This is a genomic window from Sphingobacterium sp. UBA1897, assembly GCF_002337775.1.
Classification (GTDB): Bacteria; Bacteroidota; Bacteroidia; order Sphingobacteriales; family Sphingobacteriaceae; genus Sphingobacterium; species Sphingobacterium siyangense.
Window position 1 is genome coordinate 48482 of the sequence record NZ_DDGR01000021.1, and the last position, 19819, is coordinate 68300.

A 19819-nucleotide genomic window follows, 5' to 3' on the forward strand; every position below is an offset into this window, starting at 1 on the left:
TCAATTCTCGATAAATTGTATTTTATTAACCATAAAAGGTTCAAAATTTTTGCCTTCGTATAATTCGTAAAATTCGCAATTTTCAAAGACACCCAATACAAAAGCACTTTTTGAATTGTTTTTAACTACTTTTCTGAAATTGTTGACTTCATTTAAATCACAATTTAAGTGCGCTCGAAATACATCTTTAGAACTTTTACTATCACTAGCTACTAGATCTACGCACATTCCTACTATATGAAGATTAAGAATAAAGTCGACATCCTCTAATTTCAGCAATTTGCTTGCGGTCAAAGGTAATTCTCGATTTGAAAATCCAATACCCAAAGTGGGGATTTCGTTTTTATGGGTTGGAGGAGGAATGAGCAAGTACATCGCTTGCTTGAAAATTTTATTTATATCATTCATAATCAGTTGAATTAAATGCTTCGTCAAGCTTGGAAAGATCAACATGAAAATCAGATTGGATTTCCGCCTGGCCAGAAATCATTGTATAATCATATAGATGAGCTATTTCTTGGCTTAAAGACTTTGTGTATTTCCAGATAATATTCTTTTTGGCATGGTGGAAATGTCCGATAAGTTCATTAATCAATGTTCGGATAAAGTAGAAATTACATTTGTTCTCTTCTTTTTCCATGAGATCTGAAAAAGACTCAAAGTCATCATTCACAACGACAAAAAGAGGTATCGTATAGTCCGGTCGATTTAAGATAGTTACTTGTATGAAATCATCAAAATTAAATGACGGCACCTTAGTGTTACCTAAATGGGATATAAGTGTAGAGTAGTTAATCATGTTAATCTTACAGAACGATTCCATTTTGTTCCCTTTAAAGCATAGACACTTTGGAAGTGAGTATAAAAATAATATAAAGTTAATAGTCAATTTTATGTTGGTCAATTCGTCTTTTAATACTCCTATTTCAATATTGAATCCTTCTTTCAAGCTTATTAAGAAAATTATCTCAAATTCTGTTTCCCTCGCAAAAAAGCCCTCTAACTGTTGGTCTAAAGATTCGATGATGTCCAATAAATCTTTCCGGTTTAATAAATTGCTTGATTGCTCGATGAGGACAGCAAGATTCGCTTTGATATATTTGTTTGTGTTTACATTCTTACTGAGTTGAAGTAATAAATTTTTAAAATCCTTACTGCTGACCAGAGGAGTTCTTTTGCAATATTTTAAATAATTGAGATATGACTGAATTAAATTTGGTGCATTTACTGACTCTGTTGCCTTTTTACCTATTCTGAGGAAATAATTATGTACATCGATATTGATTCTGTCGTAATCGGAAATCCCTCCAAGGTCGATGAAACGGCTGGTTTCCAAGCTATCCAATGAAAGATTTATAAGTCCTTCGAGCCGGTCGGACTCTTCGGATTCCATATAACATAAGATTGCATTCGTGAGACAATTTCTACTTTCCCTGACCATGTCGTCCATTGAATTGAATATATGGAATGCCTTCTCGTAGCTAGCACCGGCATCACTCATTCTCTTCATTTCTGAGAGTAGTGCTCCCTGTTCATCCAGTCCATGTGCCATTCCATAAAGATAATTGACCCTATCGGCCATCTTGATCGAAACCGCTATAAATTCTAAGCTTTTCGTCTGTTCGCCCTGTTCAGCATAGATACTTGATAAAATCCAACAAACCCTTGATTGTTCTTTAGGTAGATCGAGCTTAACACTATGTTCTAATGCCTCTTCATAGATTGCTATTGCTCCCGTTAGATCTCCGGTATCCCTAATTACATTCCCATAATTGGTAAGATTCAAAATTGCTTTTTGTTCAAGTTTATAATGCTGGCAAAGGTATACTGCTTCATACCCATACGTTTTTGCTGCTTCATAATTCCTGTTCTGACGGTTTAAGGATGTTAAGACATTTAGGACAATCAACTTTGTACCATAATTTATTTTTTCCAATGGGAGCTGGAGTAATTTCAGCGCATATTCCTCTGCAAGTTTTTTCTGGTCATCTGTACATCCCAATGCAGAGGCTAAATTTGAAAGGCTTGATATCAACCCATTGAGATGGTTTTCTTTTGCAAAGGAATCATAGGCTGTTTTTGCTGCAACCGCAGCTTTTTTGAATTGGTGGAGGTCAACATATATCTTGGAAAGGCTAACCAATAGCTGGCCTTTAAACAATTCATCTGAGCAGGATTTATCTGTTAGAATAGAATCTGCGAGATCGATTCCTGTTTGATGTTCTCCTCTTTCAATAAGGTCAATAGCCTTGCCCATTAATGCGCTTAAATAAAGTTTGCGGTCTCTTGCTTTTTTTAGAAGTTTCAGTGCTTCTTCGAGAATATCATCCGCCTTTCTTGCTCTATTCAGCAAGCGGAGATTCCCGTAAAGATGGTATTTAAGGTAGCCTGTAACATATGGGGATTGTTTTTTAGTAAGCAGGATATTTATGAGACGATTGGCAAGCTCAAGATCACCCCTGTTTACAAGCCCAGGTAAAGCTTCAAAACCAAATTCATGTATTGCATCCGGTTTCTCATCAATTAGAAGAAACGTCGCCTGAATATAGTCGTTCTCTTCCTGATAATATTCTCCTAGCCGAATTTTATAAGTTTTTAAAGTTGAAAATCTTGCCAGCTCATCTGAAATAAAATCTCTAAATGAGGGATGAAATATAGATAAATGCCCATCATCTGATATTGTTGCCAAGCGTAATCTGCTTATAAATTCGCTGGCTTCCTGCAAGCTTTCAAAAGAAACAAGTGAAACCAACGATGTAATTGACATGGGAAGATAAGAAAGTGAAATAAAGATGAGGCATTCTTTTTCCTTGTTAGAGAGACTTCCCCATATTGATCTGTGGTAGTTTGCAAGATCCTTAGGGAGAGGATTGACACTATATTGGCTATAGTAATATAGGTAAAGTGCATTTCCACATGAAACATCGTACAGCTCATTGAAAGTTAAGATATCAAGGATTAGCCCCTGTTGATTTAAATACTGTCGGGATTCCTCAATGTCAAATGTCCCAAGTGTAAAGATTTCAATTCTGCTATTTGTGAATGGCAGGTTATTCTGAGAAGTGTACAGAAATTTATTTTCAAATTTATTGAGCAGCAGTATTCTCTCAAATAAATCAACTGCTGCCTCGCACTCATCAAGAAAGAAGATCATTTTGCTTTTGATCAATAGGCTCTGCAATATTTCCAGACAAATATCAATATCATCTATAAAGGTTAGGGGCTGACTGTTGACTTCATTAATTTTATTGATAAAATACAGCAGGACTGTCTTGAGCGATTTATTTTTTAGATTGAGATAAACGACATTTACGTATGATTTTGATAGTTCATACATCATGCAGCTTTTTCCCACGCCGGGTTGACCGATTACAGCCAATTCCTGTTTCGTATCCAAAAGTTCTTCGATTTCTGTGCAGGCAGAACGTTTAATAAGATTCTTACCTTCAAAGTTTTTTTGAAGAAATGTGAGGTAATTTATATTGAATTGGACTTTCAGGGCAGATTGATCGGGTTGCGTAAATGCTTCTACTTGCTTCCCATCTACATTTAGATACACCGTATTGATGCGGAGCTCTCCTGAATTAATAAGATTTCCAGCAATGTTGACTATCGTGTCTGCTTCCTGTTTATTGATCTGCATCAGAATCCTTAGTAGCCCTGTAATCCCCCTGTATATTTATAATATCTCTTGCAGCATTTTGTACTCCGATATTAAAGCCGCTTGAATGAGAAATTTGTATGTTGTTTATATTTTCAATCGCGTGTTTATTCTCTTTAAGCCAGTCTACTAAGAGCGATTGTATATCCAATGGGGCTTGACTGCCCGTCGTTTCCTGGTACAAAGCCTTTATGTCACTCTCAACATTATTTGACGCAGGTCTTTCACATAGATTCTGTATGAAAATTTCGGTCTCTTTTTCACTTTTGAATAATTTCCCTATTTTAGTTTGTAGGCTCTTGAAATTAAGCGTGTTTTTTAGGAAATCATAAGAAGCACTGGCGATCACTGAACTGGCGATCCCAGTCGGATCCTGATTTAGAAAGGCAACGATTTCACTTAAAATTGTCATAATTATATATTATTAGTTTGTTTCTTAAAATACTGTTCATCAAGGCGTATCTGTTTTTCTATTTTTTGTTTATTGAATATACTACTGTCAGGAAAGTAACTATTAAAGGATTCATAATTTTCTGATAAATATTTGATTAATTCAAGATCATAGCCACTTCTAGCTGTGTCGATTTTTATTGTATCATTTTGTTTTAACCTTTCCATAAAAATTAAATTACTAACAGCCTGTATAATTTGATCCATTGAATATCGCTTATTGATTTCAGAGACAACTTCTGATAACCATCCTTCATTCCTTAATCTTTGATATGTTACAGGGAAAAAATATTTGAGCTTTTTATTCCTATTGTCAATGAATTCCCGATCATCCTTTTTTATTTTGGGTGGTTTCGATCGTTTGATGTTACGATTTAGTATGGGATTTAATTTAGATTCATCGTCTAAATTGTTTTCTATTGAAAATTTGAACTCAGTCTTCACAAAATATTTTTCACTTCTTTTTATAATCTGATTGTGTTCGTTTACAAGAAAATATCGTACAGCAATGTTTCTCCCCTTTAAATAGTTTTCTTTAAAATTTCTATAATTTTGGCTAATTTTCATTCCTCCTTTCCCCTGATACATCTGGACTACAGCTGGATCAACGTGGTCCCTAAGGTGGTCTGGAATTATACTTTCAATTAACAGCTTTACATTTGGTGATATTGAGAGAAGGTAATCTCCATTCTCGTATTCGAAAAATTCTAAATCTATAGCTCTACTATCGTCTAATTTCTCTTTCCAGGCAATTAATGAATTAAGAAATTTTTCAGCATACCGTTCTTCTTGCATCATAAAACCAAACTCGCAAGGCACTTCCTTTCCTGTGCTATCTGGACAATGGACGTAAACTAAGCCTTTGCATTTTGCTTTATCATAATTTTCTTGAAAACTGATATCTCCAATTATTCCGAATTTAGGCTTTAGCCCATAGTCTATTCCAAATTGTATTAGCATTCGTTAATGTTTTAATATAAATTTACTAAAAAAAATATCATTTCACAAAGTGTTTTGCATTGAAGAGGTAACTCTCAACTTCTAAGAATCTATTTAGTTTATTTTTTATAAAATTTGATATATAGCTATATGAATAAATGTAAGGCTAGATATATTGCCTATTTGATATACAGCCTATTATTTTCATGGTGGAATGGATTTAAAGTATACTGTCCAGTATACTAAAAAGTGGCTTGATGCGAGCATTGAGCGAAGAGAGTATCCCCGGAGGATACTCTAAACCCCATTTTTCGCAAATGGGGCAAGAAAAGTAGGGCTCTGCCCAACTTCTGCTTGCTCTATTGTATCGTCCTATTATAGGACATCACCACACATGTAACAGAAAGATTTCCTATAAAATATCTCCAAGTGTTCCTCCTCTAATCGCTAAGGTCAATTCCTCAGTAATATCGAATTTCGTCTCAAGCGTTGCAATTATACCAGAAATGGCAGATTTTGTTGTTCCAGTCACACTAACTATATAAGCCCTTTATATATGCAAGCTAAAATGACAAGCCTCTCCGGATTATTCGGTTGGTCTACTCTGGTTTTTCGAATAGAAATACACTACTGTAAAACTACAGGTGGATGAGATATTATCCTTAATATAAATTTAATAAACTGTGATATGATTCTTTGATTAGTTTTGTGGTATGAAACAGATGTCTGACCAAGAATTACTCTTCCTACTTCAGAAAGATGACCAGAGTGCTTTTTCGTGTCTGATGTATAGATATACGGAGATATTGGTTCGACATGTTTCAAGGAGGTTGAACTCTGTCACAGATGCTGCGGAAATTGTACCGGATATATTTTTATCCCTATGGAATAAACGCCGAGATATTTATACGGCAGAAGATTCACTTTATCCATATCTTTTTAAAGCGGCGAAATATGAGGTTATAAACCGAATGATAAAAAATAATCGTATGGTTGTTAACGAACAGCTCCTAGCACAAAGCTACAAGATTTCATACACTTCTTCTATCGAAGAAGATATGATAGCAGAGGAATTAAAGCAGATTTTATATCAAGCTGTTGAAAAAATGCCAGAAACGATGAAGACAATATTCTATCTGAGTAGGGAAGAGTGTTTAAGTGTAAAAGATATTGCTTTAACGTTGTCTTTATCCGAACAGACAGTGAAGAATAATTTGACTTCGGCCTTAAAACATCTCCGTTTTGTAATTCGTCGAAACCATTATTCTACCTTACTTCTGATAAGTTTTACAATTCATATTAATAATACTATTTCATAATAATTTCTTAACAGTACCTGTGTCACTTTTTATTGGTTATACAGGTGAATGGAAAAGAACAATACACAAAGTCAGGCAAAGGCTTTATTAAGAAAATATCTACATGGGGATTGCACACCTGAGGAAGAAATGAAGGTGTTAAATTGGTATCAATCCTTAGATAAGTTAAGTAATATAGATGTGTCCGATGTTGATTTTCAAATACAAGCAAAAAAAATCAAAAGGGACACCATTGAATCGTTAAGTCGGAAGCGAAATACTCCACTTCAGTTGCTGTTTCAAAGACATCGGTATTTCTTACGAATAGCTGGAATATTTGCTGTCTTTATTATACTAGGAATTATAACCTTTAACTATTATAGGTCATCACATATAAGTCAAACTCATGTAGCTTCAGCTGTTCATCCTGAAGCAAGAGATATATTGCTTCCAGTAGATAGCTTACCTTCGCTCAGGTTGCCAGATGGTCGGATTACCTATCTGGGTGGAAATTTATTGTTAAACGAGAAATCGATCGATGTATCGCTCATTAAGGAGGAAAATGGAACTATACTTTACAAAGTTCAACAAAATTCTAATGAGAAATATCTTTCTAGTTTAACCAGAGAAACTATCATATTTTCTAGCCCTAAAGGATATAAAAGTAAGCTTTTATTAGCTGATGGATCAACCGTATTTCTCAATAGCGGAGCTTCTCTGGAATATCCGATTGTCTTCAAAAAAGAATCTAGGAATGTCAAGTTAATTGGCGAGGCATATTTTGAAATTGCGCATGCTATGGATAGACCTTTCTATGTAGAAACCCAACAGGCCAAGATTAAAGTTCTTGGTACAAAATTTAATGTCAGGGCATATTCAGATGAGGTTACGACAACAACGAGTTTGATTCAGGGAACGATCCGGTTGATAACTCCAAAGAGTAATGTAATATTAAAACCAGGGGATCAGTATTCAACAAATGAAAATGGCTTTAGTATGTTAAATAAAGGAGTCGATCTGAGTGATGTAACCAGTTGGAAAGATGGATACTTTAGTTTTAATGATGCAAAAATTACAGATATTCTTGAGCAATTAGGACGATGGTATAACATTGAAGAAATCAACATTGTTAAGAATTCAGAAGAGAAAATAACGGGAACGTTTCAACAGAGTAACTCTTTACGCGACGTATTAGATCGGCTAGAAGAAGTAAGTGATATAAAGTTTGAAATTAAAGGAAGGAGGCTTATGGTCTTATAGAATAACGGTGTAATATCATTAACGAGCAGACCAATAAAAAGAGCCAAGAACAGGGGCAATCGTTCTTGGCAAAAAAGTGTTGGTCTTAACAAATAATTCATTGATTCGGAATTTTTATTATGGGGGTAAATGAAAAAAACTACAATGGAGAAATTTTTGTATCTAACGCATCCTGCACTACAAACTGCGTAGCACCGATAGTTAAAGTATTGAACGATAATTTTGGTGTAGAAGAAGCCTTGATGACGGCAGTTCACGCAACAACTTCATCACAGAAAACGGTAGATGGCCCATCCTCAAAAGACTGGCGAGGAGGTAGAGCCGCTTCAAACAATATCATTCCATCGGCGACAGGAGCGGCTAAAGCTGTCGGGAAGGTCATTCCCGAACTTGCTGGTAAAATTACCGGATTATCGTTTAGGGTTCCTGTACTAGATGTATCGGTAGCAGATATTACTTTCCGACTTAAAACCCCGGCTTCTTACGAAGAAATATGCAATGCCGTAATTTATGCTGCAGAAAATGGCATGAAGGGAATTGTCGGATATACAAACGAAGATGTAGTTTCTACGGATATGATTGGGGAAACAAGAACGTCTGTATTAGATATAAAGGCAGGTATTTCATTATCTCCGACATTTGTAAAATTAGTTAGTTGGTATGATAATGAATATGGCTTTTCCAATAAAATTCTCGATCTGGTTGCACATATAGACAAGGTTTCTTCTAATTAAAAATTGCCTGAAGGAAATAATTTTATTGCTATAATAACCGAAAAAGAATTTCCTCTTTTTACTCTTGTGCCCTCATATAAAAAAATGAGTTTTACAAAATGAGTTTTACAAATAAAAACGTAATAATTACAGGTGGAAGCACCGGCATAGGACTTGCTACCGCACCCCTTACAGAAGGGATAAAAAAAGCATTGATTGATTTTTCCGCATTATTAAAACAAAAGTCCTTTTTCGATTTGTGGAAAAAGCATTTTTGACTACAATAAATACTAATTCGGCTACTTTTCTCAAGGAGCTTTAACACAATACGGCAAGCTGGATGTCATGGTAAATAACGCAGGTGTGGCCCGTCTTAGCCTCCGCACAATTAGACAGCCTTATTCCTGCTTCCAAAATTTCTACCTTAACGCAGGGTATGTTCGTGGGTTCCGTATCGGATAACTTTGATGAACGTATCGAGCAAAAAATATTTCACGCTGAAATTGTGGTGGACAATGAAAAGGTAGCAGCAGAAAGCAAATCCTATCAGCAAATACCAGAAATCCTTTCTTTTGTAGATGAACACGACGAGGATAAGATGAAAAAGCAAATTGAAAGCAATTACCGTCAGATAAAATCTGATGTGTTGAATATCGTTCAAAACGAAATGGAGCGCATCAAGAATGACCCGAATTTACAGCATTTGTTTTCGCAGTAAGTAACACTAATGAGTTTAAATTTCGAAATTTTGCAAATTTTATATAGACACAGTATAAATTACGGTGAAATGTCATTTTGAATGTTAGTTTTCCGTATATTTGTGTATATGAAAAAAGTGCTCGCAATATTTTTTCTAACTACGTATCTTATTTCAACAACAGAGTTAGGTCAGTTGTTGAAATTTCCTATGTTGGTCGAGCATTATTTCGAACATAAAGAAAAAAGCCCTCAAATTTCCGTTATTGAGTTTTTGGCACTTCATTACGAAGGCAATCACCTTGAAAATCATCCGCACGATGATGATTATGACCAGGATCAAAAGCTTCCTTTCATTATGCACGGAACTGTATTGAGCTTTTGCTTTGTATACCCCCAACCGATTTTTTTTGAATCAATTCATAAAATTGATATACAAAGATCCTCTAAGGTAGTTTCTTTTGATGATTCGTTCGTTTCAAATCAGTTTCTCTCTGCTATCTGGCAGCCTCCAAAATCTTGTTAATTCTTCCTTTTTGACCGATTGATTTTTTGTAAATTCTTTTTGCACTTTGCATAAGGAAAGCTGTTTTATGCCGTTTTTGCAAATTCCTTTGAATGTAGGTTGGTATTGTACTTTGGAGAAAGAACATTGTATTTCTTTTCGATTTCTTCCACAGTAAAAAACATAACCCCATTGTATTTTGTGATAATCTATTGCATAGACTTTTCTTATAGTACGATTGTATAGAATTTCATCTTCAACTCCATTATTAGGGTATTCTTTATACGCTGCCTGATGAATTGTTGAAGTACAATTTTGTTATGCACTATACTCATAGAGGAAAGTGTTATACCATTATTATGCATTCCTATCTCCATAAAATCGGGGCTTCTTAGAATGTGATCGTCAATTGGTTAATCCTGTTATTTTTTACGATAGATACTGCCGTATCTACCTGTAATTGTATTTAATAATAATTTGATTAACAAGTAAAATTATGCTTACTAAAATCATTGAGTTTTCTGTAAGAAATAAACTCATTATAGGGCTTTTGGTCATAGCACTCATAGGAATAGGTGCTTACCAAACCACAAAACTGCCCGTTGATGCCGTGCCTGACATCACCAACAACCAGGTGCAGGTTATCACCATAGCACCTTCATTTGGTGCGACAGATATTGAACGCCTGGTTACCTTCCCCATAGAACAAGCTACTGGCAATATTTCCGGCACCAAAGAAATACGCAGCTTTTCCCGTTTTGGACTTTCGCTCGTTACCATTGTTTTTGATGATGGTATAGATGTTTATTGGGCACGGCAACAAGTATCCGAGCGTCTTCAACAGGTTCAAAACCAGATTCCCCAAGGGATTGGCACACCGGCATTAGGACCCATTTCCACAGGATTGGGTGAAATATACCAATACGTGGTCCGCCCTAAAAAAGGGTATGAACAAAAATATGATATTGCTGAACTACGCACCATTCAGGACTGGATTGTACGCAGACAGTTATTAAGCGTGAAAGGGGTTGCTGAAGTGAGTAGTTTCGGAGGCAAACTCAAGCAATATGAAATTGCGGTAAACCCTGATAAACTCAACGCCTATGGAATCAGCATCAATGATGTTTTTTCAGCTTTAGAAGAAAACAACCAAAATACCGGCGGCGCATATATCGAAAAAGGGCCTACCGTACTATATGTCCGGAGTGAAGGTCTGATTGGCACTCTGGAGGATATAGGCAATATTTCCATTGCCAATAAAAACAACGAAACACCTTTGTTCATCAGGGATATTGCCACTGTAAAGATGGGGTATGCCACCCGTTACGGAGTGATGACTTACAATGACCAGGGCGAAGTTTCCGGCGCCGTTGTGATGATGCTGAAAGGAGCAAACAGCAGCGAGGTTATCAAGAATGTAAAAGCAAGAGTAGACCAAATACAGAAAACACTGCCCGAAGGCGTCGTAATTGAGCCTTTCCTTGACCGTACCAAAATGGTTAACAATGCCATCAGTACCGTAGAGAGAAACCTGATGGAAGGTGCACTGATCGTGGTTCTCGTGTTGGTTTTATTCCTTGGAAATTTCAGGGCAGGACTACTGGTGGCATCGGTTATTCCGCTGGCCATGCTATTTGCCATCTGTATGATGAATATGTTTGGCGTAAGCGGCAATTTGATGAGCCTTGGTGCATTGGACTTCGGGCTGATCATAGATGGAGCCGTCATCATTGTAGAATCTGTCATGCACCAATTGTCCCACAATGCCAGGTTTCAGCAAATGACCAATTTATCCAAAAAAGAAATGGATACCACGGTAATTGGTTCTGCGGGAAAAATGATGAACAGTGCTGTCTTTGGACAAATCATCATTCTCATCGTCTATCTACCCATCCTAAGCTTGCAGGGTATAGAAGGCAAAATGTTCCGGCCAATGGCACAGACAGTAGCCTTTGCCCTATTGGGTGCATTTTTGTTATCGCTTACCTATATCCCAATGATGACTTCCTGGGTGCTGAGCAGGAAAATCAGCCATAAACACAACCTTTCAGACAGGGGTATGCGCTGTGTAGAAGCTTTTTACCAAAAGTTCTTGCTAAAAGCCATCCGAATGCCCAAGCGCATTATCGCAGTGGTTTCAATATTGTTTATTGTGGCAATTTTTGTGATGTCAAGGTTGGGCGGTGAGTTTATTCCATCATTGGAGGAAGGGGATTTCGCAGTAGATACCAGGGTTTTGACGGGAAGTAATCTGAATACAACCATTGAAAGTACCCAAAAAGCTGCCCATATCTTAAAAACACGCTTTCCTGAAGTGATTAAAGTAGTCACCAAAATAGGAAGTGGTGAGGTGCCTACCGACCCGATGCCAATGGATGCCAGCGATATGATGGTTATTTTAAAAGACAAGAGCGAATGGACATCTGCCAAAACTTTTCCGGAGCTATCCGAGAAAATGAGCAAAGCTTTGGAAGACGTACCCGGAATTACCGCAGGTTTCCAGTACCCGGTAAATATGCGGTTCAATGAACTGATGACCGGTGCAAGGCAGGATGTGGTATTGAAAATCTTTGGGGATGATCTGGATTCACTCGCAGCAACGGCCGACAAATTGGGCAAAATAATCAATACGGTAGACGGTGTACAAAACCTTTATATAGAACCTGTCACCGGAATGCCCCAGATTATCATTACCTATAACCGCCCAATAATTGCCCAATACCATTTGTCTGTAGCCGGTATCAACAAGGTAGTCAATACGGCATTTGCCGGACAAAGCACGGGTTTGGTTTTTGAAGGAGAAAAACGTTTTGATATGGTCGTAAAACTAAATGCCGATGTGCGGAAGAATTTGGAAGACGTACAGAATTTATTAATCCCTACACCTTCAGGCAACCAGATTCCCCTTTCTCAGTTGGCCGAAGTAAAGATAAAAGATGGTCCCAACCAGATTCAGCGGGAGAATACACAGAGAAGAATTATTGTCGGTTTCAACATAAAAGGTAGGGATGTACAAAGTATTGTACTGGAATTACAGGGCAAAGTAAACAAGCAGATAAAGCTTCCGGCCGGGTACTCCATTACATACGGTGGTTCATTTGAAAATCTGAACCAGGCAAAAAGCCGTTTAATGGTTGCGGTGCCTATTTCATTGGCCTTGATATTTGTGCTTTTATTTTTTGCTTTCAAATCAGTGAAAGAAAGTTTATTGATTTATACCGCAATCCCATTGTCTACCATTGGCGGAATTTTCTTTTTGGCACTTCGCGGAATGCCTTTCAGCATAAGTGCAGGCATTGGCTTTATTGCGCTGTTTGGCGTGGCCGTTTTAAATGGGATTGTATTGGTGGCCGAATTTAACCGTTTAAAAAAATCAGGAATTAAAAACATTGTCCGCATAGTGGTGGACGGAACCGAATCCCGCTTACGTCCGGTACTGATGACCGCATTTGTGGCTTCATTGGGTTTTATTCCGATGGCAGTAAGCAATGGTGCAGGTGCGGAAGTGCAGCGTCCGCTGGCAACAGTAGTTATTGGCGGATTGATGGGCGCTACTTTACTCACGTTATTTGTGCTTCCCTTATTGTTTATCGCATTTGAAAAAGGGCTTAGACTGAATATATTCAAGAAAAAAACACTCACGTTATTGATTGTTTTAACAGTTACTTTAATGGGAACGGGTTCTGTAAATGCACAGGAAACAATCACATTGGACAAAGCGATTGCATTAGCGGTTCAGAATAACCAAAATCTAAAAACGGAAAACCTAAGAGCCGATTATGCCAAAGCGATCATCAAAACTTCGGCAGATATTCCTCAGGCCAGCATCACGGCTGATTATGGGCAGATCAACAGTGCATATAAGGATACCAAGTTCGGAGTTGCACAGAATATCGCTTTTCCAACGGTTTATAAAAGGCAAAAAGAGTTATTTACAGAGGAATGGAAATACAGTTTGCTGAATGTATCCCTGAAAGAATTTGAATTAAAAAAAGCGGTCACCCAAACGTTTTACAACATCCTGTTCTGGCAGGAAAAGGAAAAGCTGCTACTAAAGGCCAATTCATTATATGCCGATTTTTATGCCAGATCTTTGTTGCGCCTACAAAAAGGAGAAAGCAATGTTTTAGAAAAAACAACGGCACAAAATCAAAAGGCTGCCATCAATATCCAGTTGAAACAGGTACAGCAGGAATTGGAAAAGGCGAAGTTGCAGTGGCAATGGTTGTTAAATTCGGATACGGTTTATAAAGTGGAATCTTCTGAAAAAATACTCCCGTTACAGGTTAATGAAACAAATAAAAATCCCGTTTTAGAAGTTCTGGCACAGCAGAAAAATATTGCAGCGAGCCAAACCAAAGTAGAAAAATCCAAATTGTTGCCCGGTTTGATGATTGGTTATAATCTCAACAGTTTCAAAGGAACCGGTGCTGATGATAAGCTGTACAATGCCTCTCCGCAATTCCATTCGGTACAGGTTGGTGTTTCTATTCCTGTTTTTTCACAGGCGCAGAGAGCGAGAGTCAATGCTTCTAAAATCACCGAAAGTATTACAGAAAACCAATTGCAGGCTACAGGTGCTTATTTGCAGAACAGGTACAAACAATTCTTGGAAAGTTACCGGAGCAATCTAGAGATTGTAAACTATTATGAAAATGAAGGACTTAAAAGTGCAGATGTCGTTACAGAAACAATACAAAAGCAGTTCGTTAATGGGGAAATCAATTACCTGGATTTTGTGATACTCATTAATCAGGCCATCAACATTCAAAGCAATTATGCTGATGCTGTCAAAGCACTGAACGATACTATCATACAAATCAATTATATCAATTAAATTCTTATAACAATGTATTCATTCAATATAAAAAATAAAAGCCTGGGCAAGCTAAAAATGTTATTTCCCACTTTAGGAATATTGTTGTTGGTCCAATGCCAAAACAAACCTGAGGAAGCGGTTAAACAAGCTGTTGTAAATGAAAGCAACACCGTCGTGTTAACAGATGCCCAATTAAAGAATGCGGCGGTTGAAACGGTACGTCTTTCAGAAAAAAACATTGCTTCTGTTTTAAAACTAAATGGGAAAATAGATGTCCCGCCACAAAACCTGATTTCGGTAAACGTGCTATTGGGCGGTTTCTTGAAAAGTACCCGCTTACTGCCGGGAATGTATGTACGAAAAGGAGAAACGATTGCCGTTATGGAAGATCCACAATATATAAAGCTGCAACAGGATTATTTGCAGGCCAAATCAAAACTGCACTTTGCGCAACTGGACTATCAGCGACAAAAAGACCTTAACCAAAGCCAGGCCAGCAGCGACAAGGTGATGCAGACGGCACAGGCAGAGATGAATAACCAACAAATTATGATGAATGCCCTGGCGCAGCAATTACGTCTTATCAACATCAATCCCAATAGCCTGTCGGCGGATAAAATCACCAAAACTATTCCGGTTTACAGCGCAATCAATGGCTTTGTGAGCAAGGTAAATGTGAACATCGGGAAATACGTAAACCCTTCAGATGTATTATTTGAATTGGTCAATCCCAATGATTTGCGCCTCAATCTGAAAGTCTACGAAAATGATTTAGATAAACTGAAAATCGGACAAAAACTACTGGCCTATTCCAATGCAGAACCCGATAAAAAATATCAAGGAGAGATCATTCTCATTAGTAGAAATGTTGGGGACGGTGGTATTTCGGAAGTGCATTGTCATTTTGAATCTCCCAGTGTAAGCCTATCCCCAGGCATGTATATGAATGCTGAAATAGAAGCCAAAACCACGTTCGCCCATGCCGTTCCGGAAGAAAGCGTGGTGAATTTTGAGGGAAAGGATTACGTGTTTGTGCAAACCGCAAAACAAACTTATAAAATGCTACCCGTAACCGTAGGCGCAAAAGAAAACGGCTTTGTCCAAATTGTAAACGCAGACGATTTTACAGGTAAAAACATCGTTTCTAAAAATGCCTACACGCTTCTGATGAAATTAAAAAATACGGAAGATGAAGAGTAACATCATACAGCGCAAAAAATTGCAAACCCAAGTAGTTATTGGAGTTGAGCAACCGGGTTACAATTTCAAAGACTATCATATTAAGAACTCATTTATAAAATTAAAACAATGAAAAAGATTCTCTTGATACTCAATTTGATCGTCGTGTTCCATGCATTTGGTCAGACCACAATAAATAATGCAAAACAACAGGCTAAAGAGCAGCACCGGCTGATCCTGTTAAATTTTTCCGGTTCGGATTGGTGCGTGCCCTGCATCAAAATGCACAAAACCATTTTTGAAAATGAAACTTACAAACAAATGGCTGATAGTCTTTTGGTGTATGTAAATGCTGATTTTCCCAGGAAAAAGAAAAACCAACCGCTATCCCAAACCATAAAGGAAAATGAGGCTTTGGCGGAGCAATATAATCCCGGTGGTGCTTTCCCTTATACACTTTTATTGGATGAAGATGGAAAAGTATTGAAAACCTGGGAAGGCCTCCCAAAAGTTGGTGTGGAAGGATTTACGAACGAAATCATCACCCAATATAAAAAAGTAAGAAAATGACACTAAAGGAATTTCGCAAAACCGAAAAGCTGATGGGGAATGCTTTTGAAATCACCGTTGTGGGCGCAGATGAGATTGTAGCCCATCGGCAAATTGATTCTGCCATTGCGGAGATTAAACGCATAGAGCAGTTATTTACCACATATAAATCAGATAGCCAGACAAACCTGATTAATGACAATGCCGGGATACAGCCGGTGAAGGTAGATACCGAAGTTTTTAACCTGATAGAGCGGAGCCTTCGCATCAGCAGCATTACAAACGGTTTTTTTGACATCACTTACGGTGGGGTAGATAAAGGTCTGTGGAATTTTGACAGGTCAATGACCAAGCTCCCTGATGCTGAAACAGCGAAGAAAATGGTTTATCTCATCAATTATCAAAACGTACTCCTGAACAGGGAAAGCAGTACTGTCTATCTCAAAGAAAAAGGGATGCGTATCGGTTTCGGTGGTATTGGGAAAGGTTATGCCGCAGAAATGGCTAAGGACATTTTGCAAAAGCAAGGTGTGGGTTCTGGTATCATCAATGCTTCAGGCGATTTAACCGTTTGGGGTACACAGGCAAACGGCAAACCCTGGACGATAGGAATTGCCAATCCTGATCAGGCCCGGCTGCCATTTTCTTATCTGAACCTTACAGACACGGCTATTGCCACCTCGGGCAACTATGAAAAATATGTGAAGATTGGCGGAAAAAAATATTCACACACCATCAACCCCAAAACAGGAATGCCGATTACCGGGATTAAAAGTGTAACGGTTATCTGCCCCAATGCAGAGATCGCAGATGCGATGGCTACACCTGTAAGTATTATGGGCGTTAAGGCAGGATTGGAAATGATTAACCAAATCCATCAAATAGAATGCATCATCATAGATGATAAAAACAAAATATTCACTTCAAAAAATATCAATTTATTATGAGAACAAATAAGATAATTCTGTTAGGCGCTATCGGTACATTATTGCTTGGCTCTTGCACCACTGTGAAAGAGTATCAGAAGAACAAACTCAACGATGCCGAAATGATACTGAGCAATCGTACCATAGAAAGGACTGAACTGAACTTTCAATCATACCGTGAAGGTGCTTCCGGAGCCAATGCGGGGAAAAGTGGCGGAGGTTGCGGATGTAATTAAAATCAGTGAAATGCTAACATAAAAAAGAAAAATGAAACGAATATATATAAGTGCGTTAGGACTTCTTAGTTTTTATCAGGTCCAGGCACAGCAGATAAAAGAAGATTCTGCTTCGGTAAGAAAACTAAAGGTGGATGAAGTGAACTTAGTGTCGAGTTATTACAGGCAGGATGGAAACAATTCTGCGGTAACAGGCGGTATCGGAACAGAAAAGCTGACAGATATTTCCAATATCATCAATGTAAAACTCATCCGGTATGACAAGAAAAAACGCAAGCACACCTTTGTAGGAGAATTGGGTGTAGACCACTATACTTCAGCTTCCTCTGATAGGATAGATTTGAAAGCCAATTCTTCTGCATCGAGTAGTGACACCCGAGTTTATCCATCATTAACCTGGCAACTGGAGAATGAAGAAAAAGGGAATAGTTTTATGGCAGGTGTATCTTCTTCCACGGAATTTGACTACCAGTCATTTGGGGCAAATATTGGATTCTCTAAGAAAACAGCCAATAAAATGGGGGAATTTACGGCTAATCTTCATGGGTATCTCGATCAGGTAAAACTTATTGCGCCAATAGAATTGAGAACCTACGGAACAAAGGAAGACGCCGGAACAAAAGGTCGGAATACTTTCGCAGCATCACTTTCCTATTCGCAGATTATCAATGCCAATTTGCAGCTCGTATTTCTTGTAGATGCCGTTCAGCAAAATGGACTATTGAGCCTGCCGTTCCACCGGGTATATTTTTCTGATAATAGTGTACATCAGGAAAAACTTCCCGATAATAGGTTCAAACTTCCTTTGGGGTTCCGTGCCAATTATTTCTTAGGTGACAGGTTCATTATTCGTACCTACTACCGCTATTATACAGATAACTGGGGTATAAATTCCCATACTTTCAACATAGAAACACCCGTAAAATTATCTCCTTTTGTCTCGCTCAGTCCTTTCTACAGGTATTATACACAGACTGCGGTGAAGTATTTCGGTGCTTATCAGACACACAGCGAATCAAACGAGTTTTATACCAGCAATTATGATCTGTCCAAATTCAACAGCCAGTTCTTTGGTATGGGTGCGCGTTTCAATCTTCCTAACGGATTATTCGGAATCTCAAAATTCAATATGATTGAGATTCGCTATGGGCATTATACAAAAACAACGGGTATGAAGGGTGATATTATTTCGTTGAACCTCAAGTTTAAATAAAAATGAAATATCTATTCTTAGTATTCCTTGTATGCCCAACGTTACTTTTTTCTCAAAAGATGGAGGCAGACAGTAGCGTAATATCCCAAAAGACAGATCCTGTATATCAGTTTTCGGCAAAGAAGCTCATCATTCCTTCAGTTCTGGTATCGTATGGTATTTTAAGTTTAATGTCCGATGACTTGAAAAAGCTTAACCAATCGACCCGTTACGAGAGCATGGAACATATCTTGCCCGGAGCCAAGATTGACAACTATACACAGTATGTACCTGCTATTGCCGTTTATGGACTAAATCTGGCCGGTGTAAAAGGGAAGCACAATTTTAAGGATAGAACCATCATTTATATAACCTCACAACTCCTATCGGCAGCAATCGTTTTACCCACCAAACAGTTAGTTGGCGAGGAACGTCCGGATGGTTCCAGTAAGACTTCTTTTCCATCAGGTCATACGGCTACGGCTTTTTCATCCGCACATTTTATGTTCAGGGAATATAACGAAACCAATTTTTGGCTAAGTATTTCCGGCTACCCGATTGCTGCCATGACAGGCATCTACCGGGTTTTTAATGACAAACATTGGGTTGGGGATGTAATTGCCGGTGCAGGTATTGGCATTCTGTCTACAGAAATGGCTTATTGGTTATTTCCGACCATTTCAAAATGGTTTACCGGCAAAAAGAATCAGTCATCATTGGTTATTCTGCCCACTTATCAAACAAAACAATTTGGATTAGGAATTATTAAAATATTTTAAAAAATGAAAAAAGAAAATAAAAATCAGTTTACGGCAACCCACCGGATCTTACATTGGTCGGTTGCACTATTAATGTCTGTTTTATTTATTACCGGATTTTTACGGATGTACTGGATGAGCAAAAAAACAATTATTAATACCGTTCAAACCGGGATGCAAAGGCACAACATTTCCCTGGAAAAGGAACAGATAATATCTATGGTAAAAAGCATTCAAAAACCGATGTGGGAATGGCATGAATATGCTGCCTACATGATGGTTCTGGCATTTTTGGCAAGGATAGTTTATATGCTTGTAAAGGGAATTAAATTTCCTGATCCGTTGAAGAAATCCCAGTCGGTAAAGGAAAGAATGCAAGGATTTATTTATATCGTTTTTTACTTGTTTGTCGCCGTTTCTATCATTACGGGATTTTACCTGAAATGGGTAGATGGCCAATGGAGTGACCAGATATCTGCGATACACAAATGGGCAGTTTATTGGTTCCCGATATTCATTTTATTGCATTTTGGCGGAATCGTAATTGGTGAATTGACAAATAAAAGAGGAATCGTTTCCAAGATGATCGGTGGAGAATAAATAAATAATTCATATTAAAAAATAATTGGTAACCTATT

Annotated in this window: 16 protein-coding genes and 2 pseudogenes; 14 read left to right on the forward strand and 4 right to left on the reverse strand. The window is 37.8% G+C overall.

Going from position 1 to position 19819, the window contains the following annotated elements:
• The 4 genes from B4N43_RS12510 to B4N43_RS12525 are packed head-to-tail and all read right to left on the reverse strand — an operon-like array spanning window position 1 to window position 5071.
• Window positions 1–408: a hypothetical protein gene (locus B4N43_RS12510; RefSeq protein WP_286735061.1), complete on the reverse strand. Its 408-nt coding sequence runs from the start codon at window positions 406–408 to the stop codon at window positions 1–3.
• A complete protein-coding gene (locus B4N43_RS12515; RefSeq protein WP_286735062.1) occupies window positions 401–3643 on the reverse strand; it encodes a hypothetical protein in 3243 nt (1080 codons plus the stop codon). The genes B4N43_RS12510 and B4N43_RS12515 overlap by 8 nt, the downstream gene beginning before the upstream one ends.
• On the reverse strand, window positions 3630–4073 hold the full coding sequence (locus B4N43_RS12520) for a hypothetical protein (protein WP_286735065.1): 444 nt from the start codon (window positions 4071–4073) through the stop codon (window positions 3630–3632). The genes B4N43_RS12515 and B4N43_RS12520 overlap by 14 nt, the downstream gene beginning before the upstream one ends.
• 2 nt (window positions 4074–4075) lie before the next feature.
• Window positions 4076–5071, reverse strand: coding sequence for a hypothetical protein (locus tag B4N43_RS12525; RefSeq protein ID WP_286735067.1), 996 nt, complete (start codon window positions 5069–5071; stop codon window positions 4076–4078).
• Between the two features lie 701 nt (window positions 5072–5772).
• On the opposite strand from B4N43_RS12525, the gene B4N43_RS12530 reads away from it, so the two are divergent.
• The 14 genes and pseudogenes from B4N43_RS12530 (at window position 5773) to B4N43_RS12595 (ending at window position 19781) form a co-directional block, all read left to right on the forward strand.
• The gene (locus B4N43_RS12530; RefSeq protein WP_167450433.1) at window positions 5773–6369 is read left to right on the forward strand and encodes an RNA polymerase sigma factor; all 597 of its coding nucleotides are present in this window, start codon (window positions 5773–5775) and stop codon (window positions 6367–6369) included.
• A 48-nt stretch (window positions 6370–6417) separates the two neighbouring features.
• Window positions 6418–7608 carry a FecR family protein gene (locus B4N43_RS12535; RefSeq protein ID WP_115046027.1) on the forward strand — a complete coding sequence of 397 codons (1191 nt, stop codon included), beginning with the start codon at window positions 6418–6420 and terminating at the stop codon, window positions 7606–7608.
• Window positions 7609–7718: 110 nt separating this feature from the next.
• Window positions 7719–8342, forward strand: a pseudogene (locus B4N43_RS12540) (type I glyceraldehyde-3-phosphate dehydrogenase); the annotation flags it as partial.
• A 98-nt stretch (window positions 8343–8440) separates the two neighbouring features.
• Window positions 8441–8599, forward strand: coding sequence for an SDR family oxidoreductase (locus B4N43_RS12545; protein WP_021190864.1), 159 nt, complete (start codon window positions 8441–8443; stop codon window positions 8597–8599).
• A gap of 101 nt (window positions 8600–8700) precedes the next feature.
• Window positions 8701–9039, forward strand: a pseudogene (locus B4N43_RS12550) (conjugal transfer protein TraG); the annotation flags it as partial.
• A gap of 108 nt (window positions 9040–9147) precedes the next feature.
• Entirely contained in the window at window positions 9148–9543 is a 396-nt protein-coding gene (locus tag B4N43_RS12555) for a hypothetical protein (protein ID WP_115046024.1), read from the forward strand.
• A 475-nt stretch (window positions 9544–10018) separates the two neighbouring features.
• Entirely contained in the window at window positions 10019–14359 is a 4341-nt protein-coding gene (locus B4N43_RS12560) for a CusA/CzcA family heavy metal efflux RND transporter (RefSeq protein WP_286735074.1), read from the forward strand.
• Between the two features lie 12 nt (window positions 14360–14371).
• Window positions 14372–15541 (forward strand): efflux RND transporter periplasmic adaptor subunit, encoded by a 1170-nt coding sequence (locus B4N43_RS12565; protein ID WP_286735076.1) that lies wholly within the window; start codon window positions 14372–14374, stop codon window positions 15539–15541.
• A 108-nt stretch (window positions 15542–15649) separates the two neighbouring features.
• Window positions 15650–16090: a thioredoxin family protein gene (locus B4N43_RS12570; protein WP_021188766.1), complete on the forward strand. Its 441-nt coding sequence runs from the start codon at window positions 15650–15652 to the stop codon at window positions 16088–16090.
• Window positions 16087–17016 (forward strand): FAD:protein FMN transferase, encoded by a 930-nt coding sequence (locus B4N43_RS12575; protein ID WP_021188767.1) that lies wholly within the window; start codon window positions 16087–16089, stop codon window positions 17014–17016. Before B4N43_RS12570 ends, B4N43_RS12575 begins: the two co-directional genes overlap by 4 nt.
• Window positions 17013–17231: a DUF4266 domain-containing protein gene (locus tag B4N43_RS12580; RefSeq protein WP_021188768.1), complete on the forward strand. Its 219-nt coding sequence runs from the start codon at window positions 17013–17015 to the stop codon at window positions 17229–17231. Before B4N43_RS12575 ends, B4N43_RS12580 begins: the two co-directional genes overlap by 4 nt.
• A gap of 31 nt (window positions 17232–17262) precedes the next feature.
• Window positions 17263–18444: a DUF3570 domain-containing protein gene (locus tag B4N43_RS12585; RefSeq protein WP_021188769.1), complete on the forward strand. Its 1182-nt coding sequence runs from the start codon at window positions 17263–17265 to the stop codon at window positions 18442–18444.
• A 2-nt stretch (window positions 18445–18446) separates the two neighbouring features.
• On the forward strand, window positions 18447–19202 hold the full coding sequence (locus tag B4N43_RS12590; RefSeq protein WP_115046020.1) for a phosphatase PAP2 family protein: 756 nt from the start codon (window positions 18447–18449) through the stop codon (window positions 19200–19202).
• Window positions 19203–19205: 3 nt separating this feature from the next.
• Window positions 19206–19781: a cytochrome b/b6 domain-containing protein gene (locus tag B4N43_RS12595; protein WP_021188771.1), complete on the forward strand. Its 576-nt coding sequence runs from the start codon at window positions 19206–19208 to the stop codon at window positions 19779–19781.
• Window positions 19782–19819 lie beyond the last annotated feature (38 nt).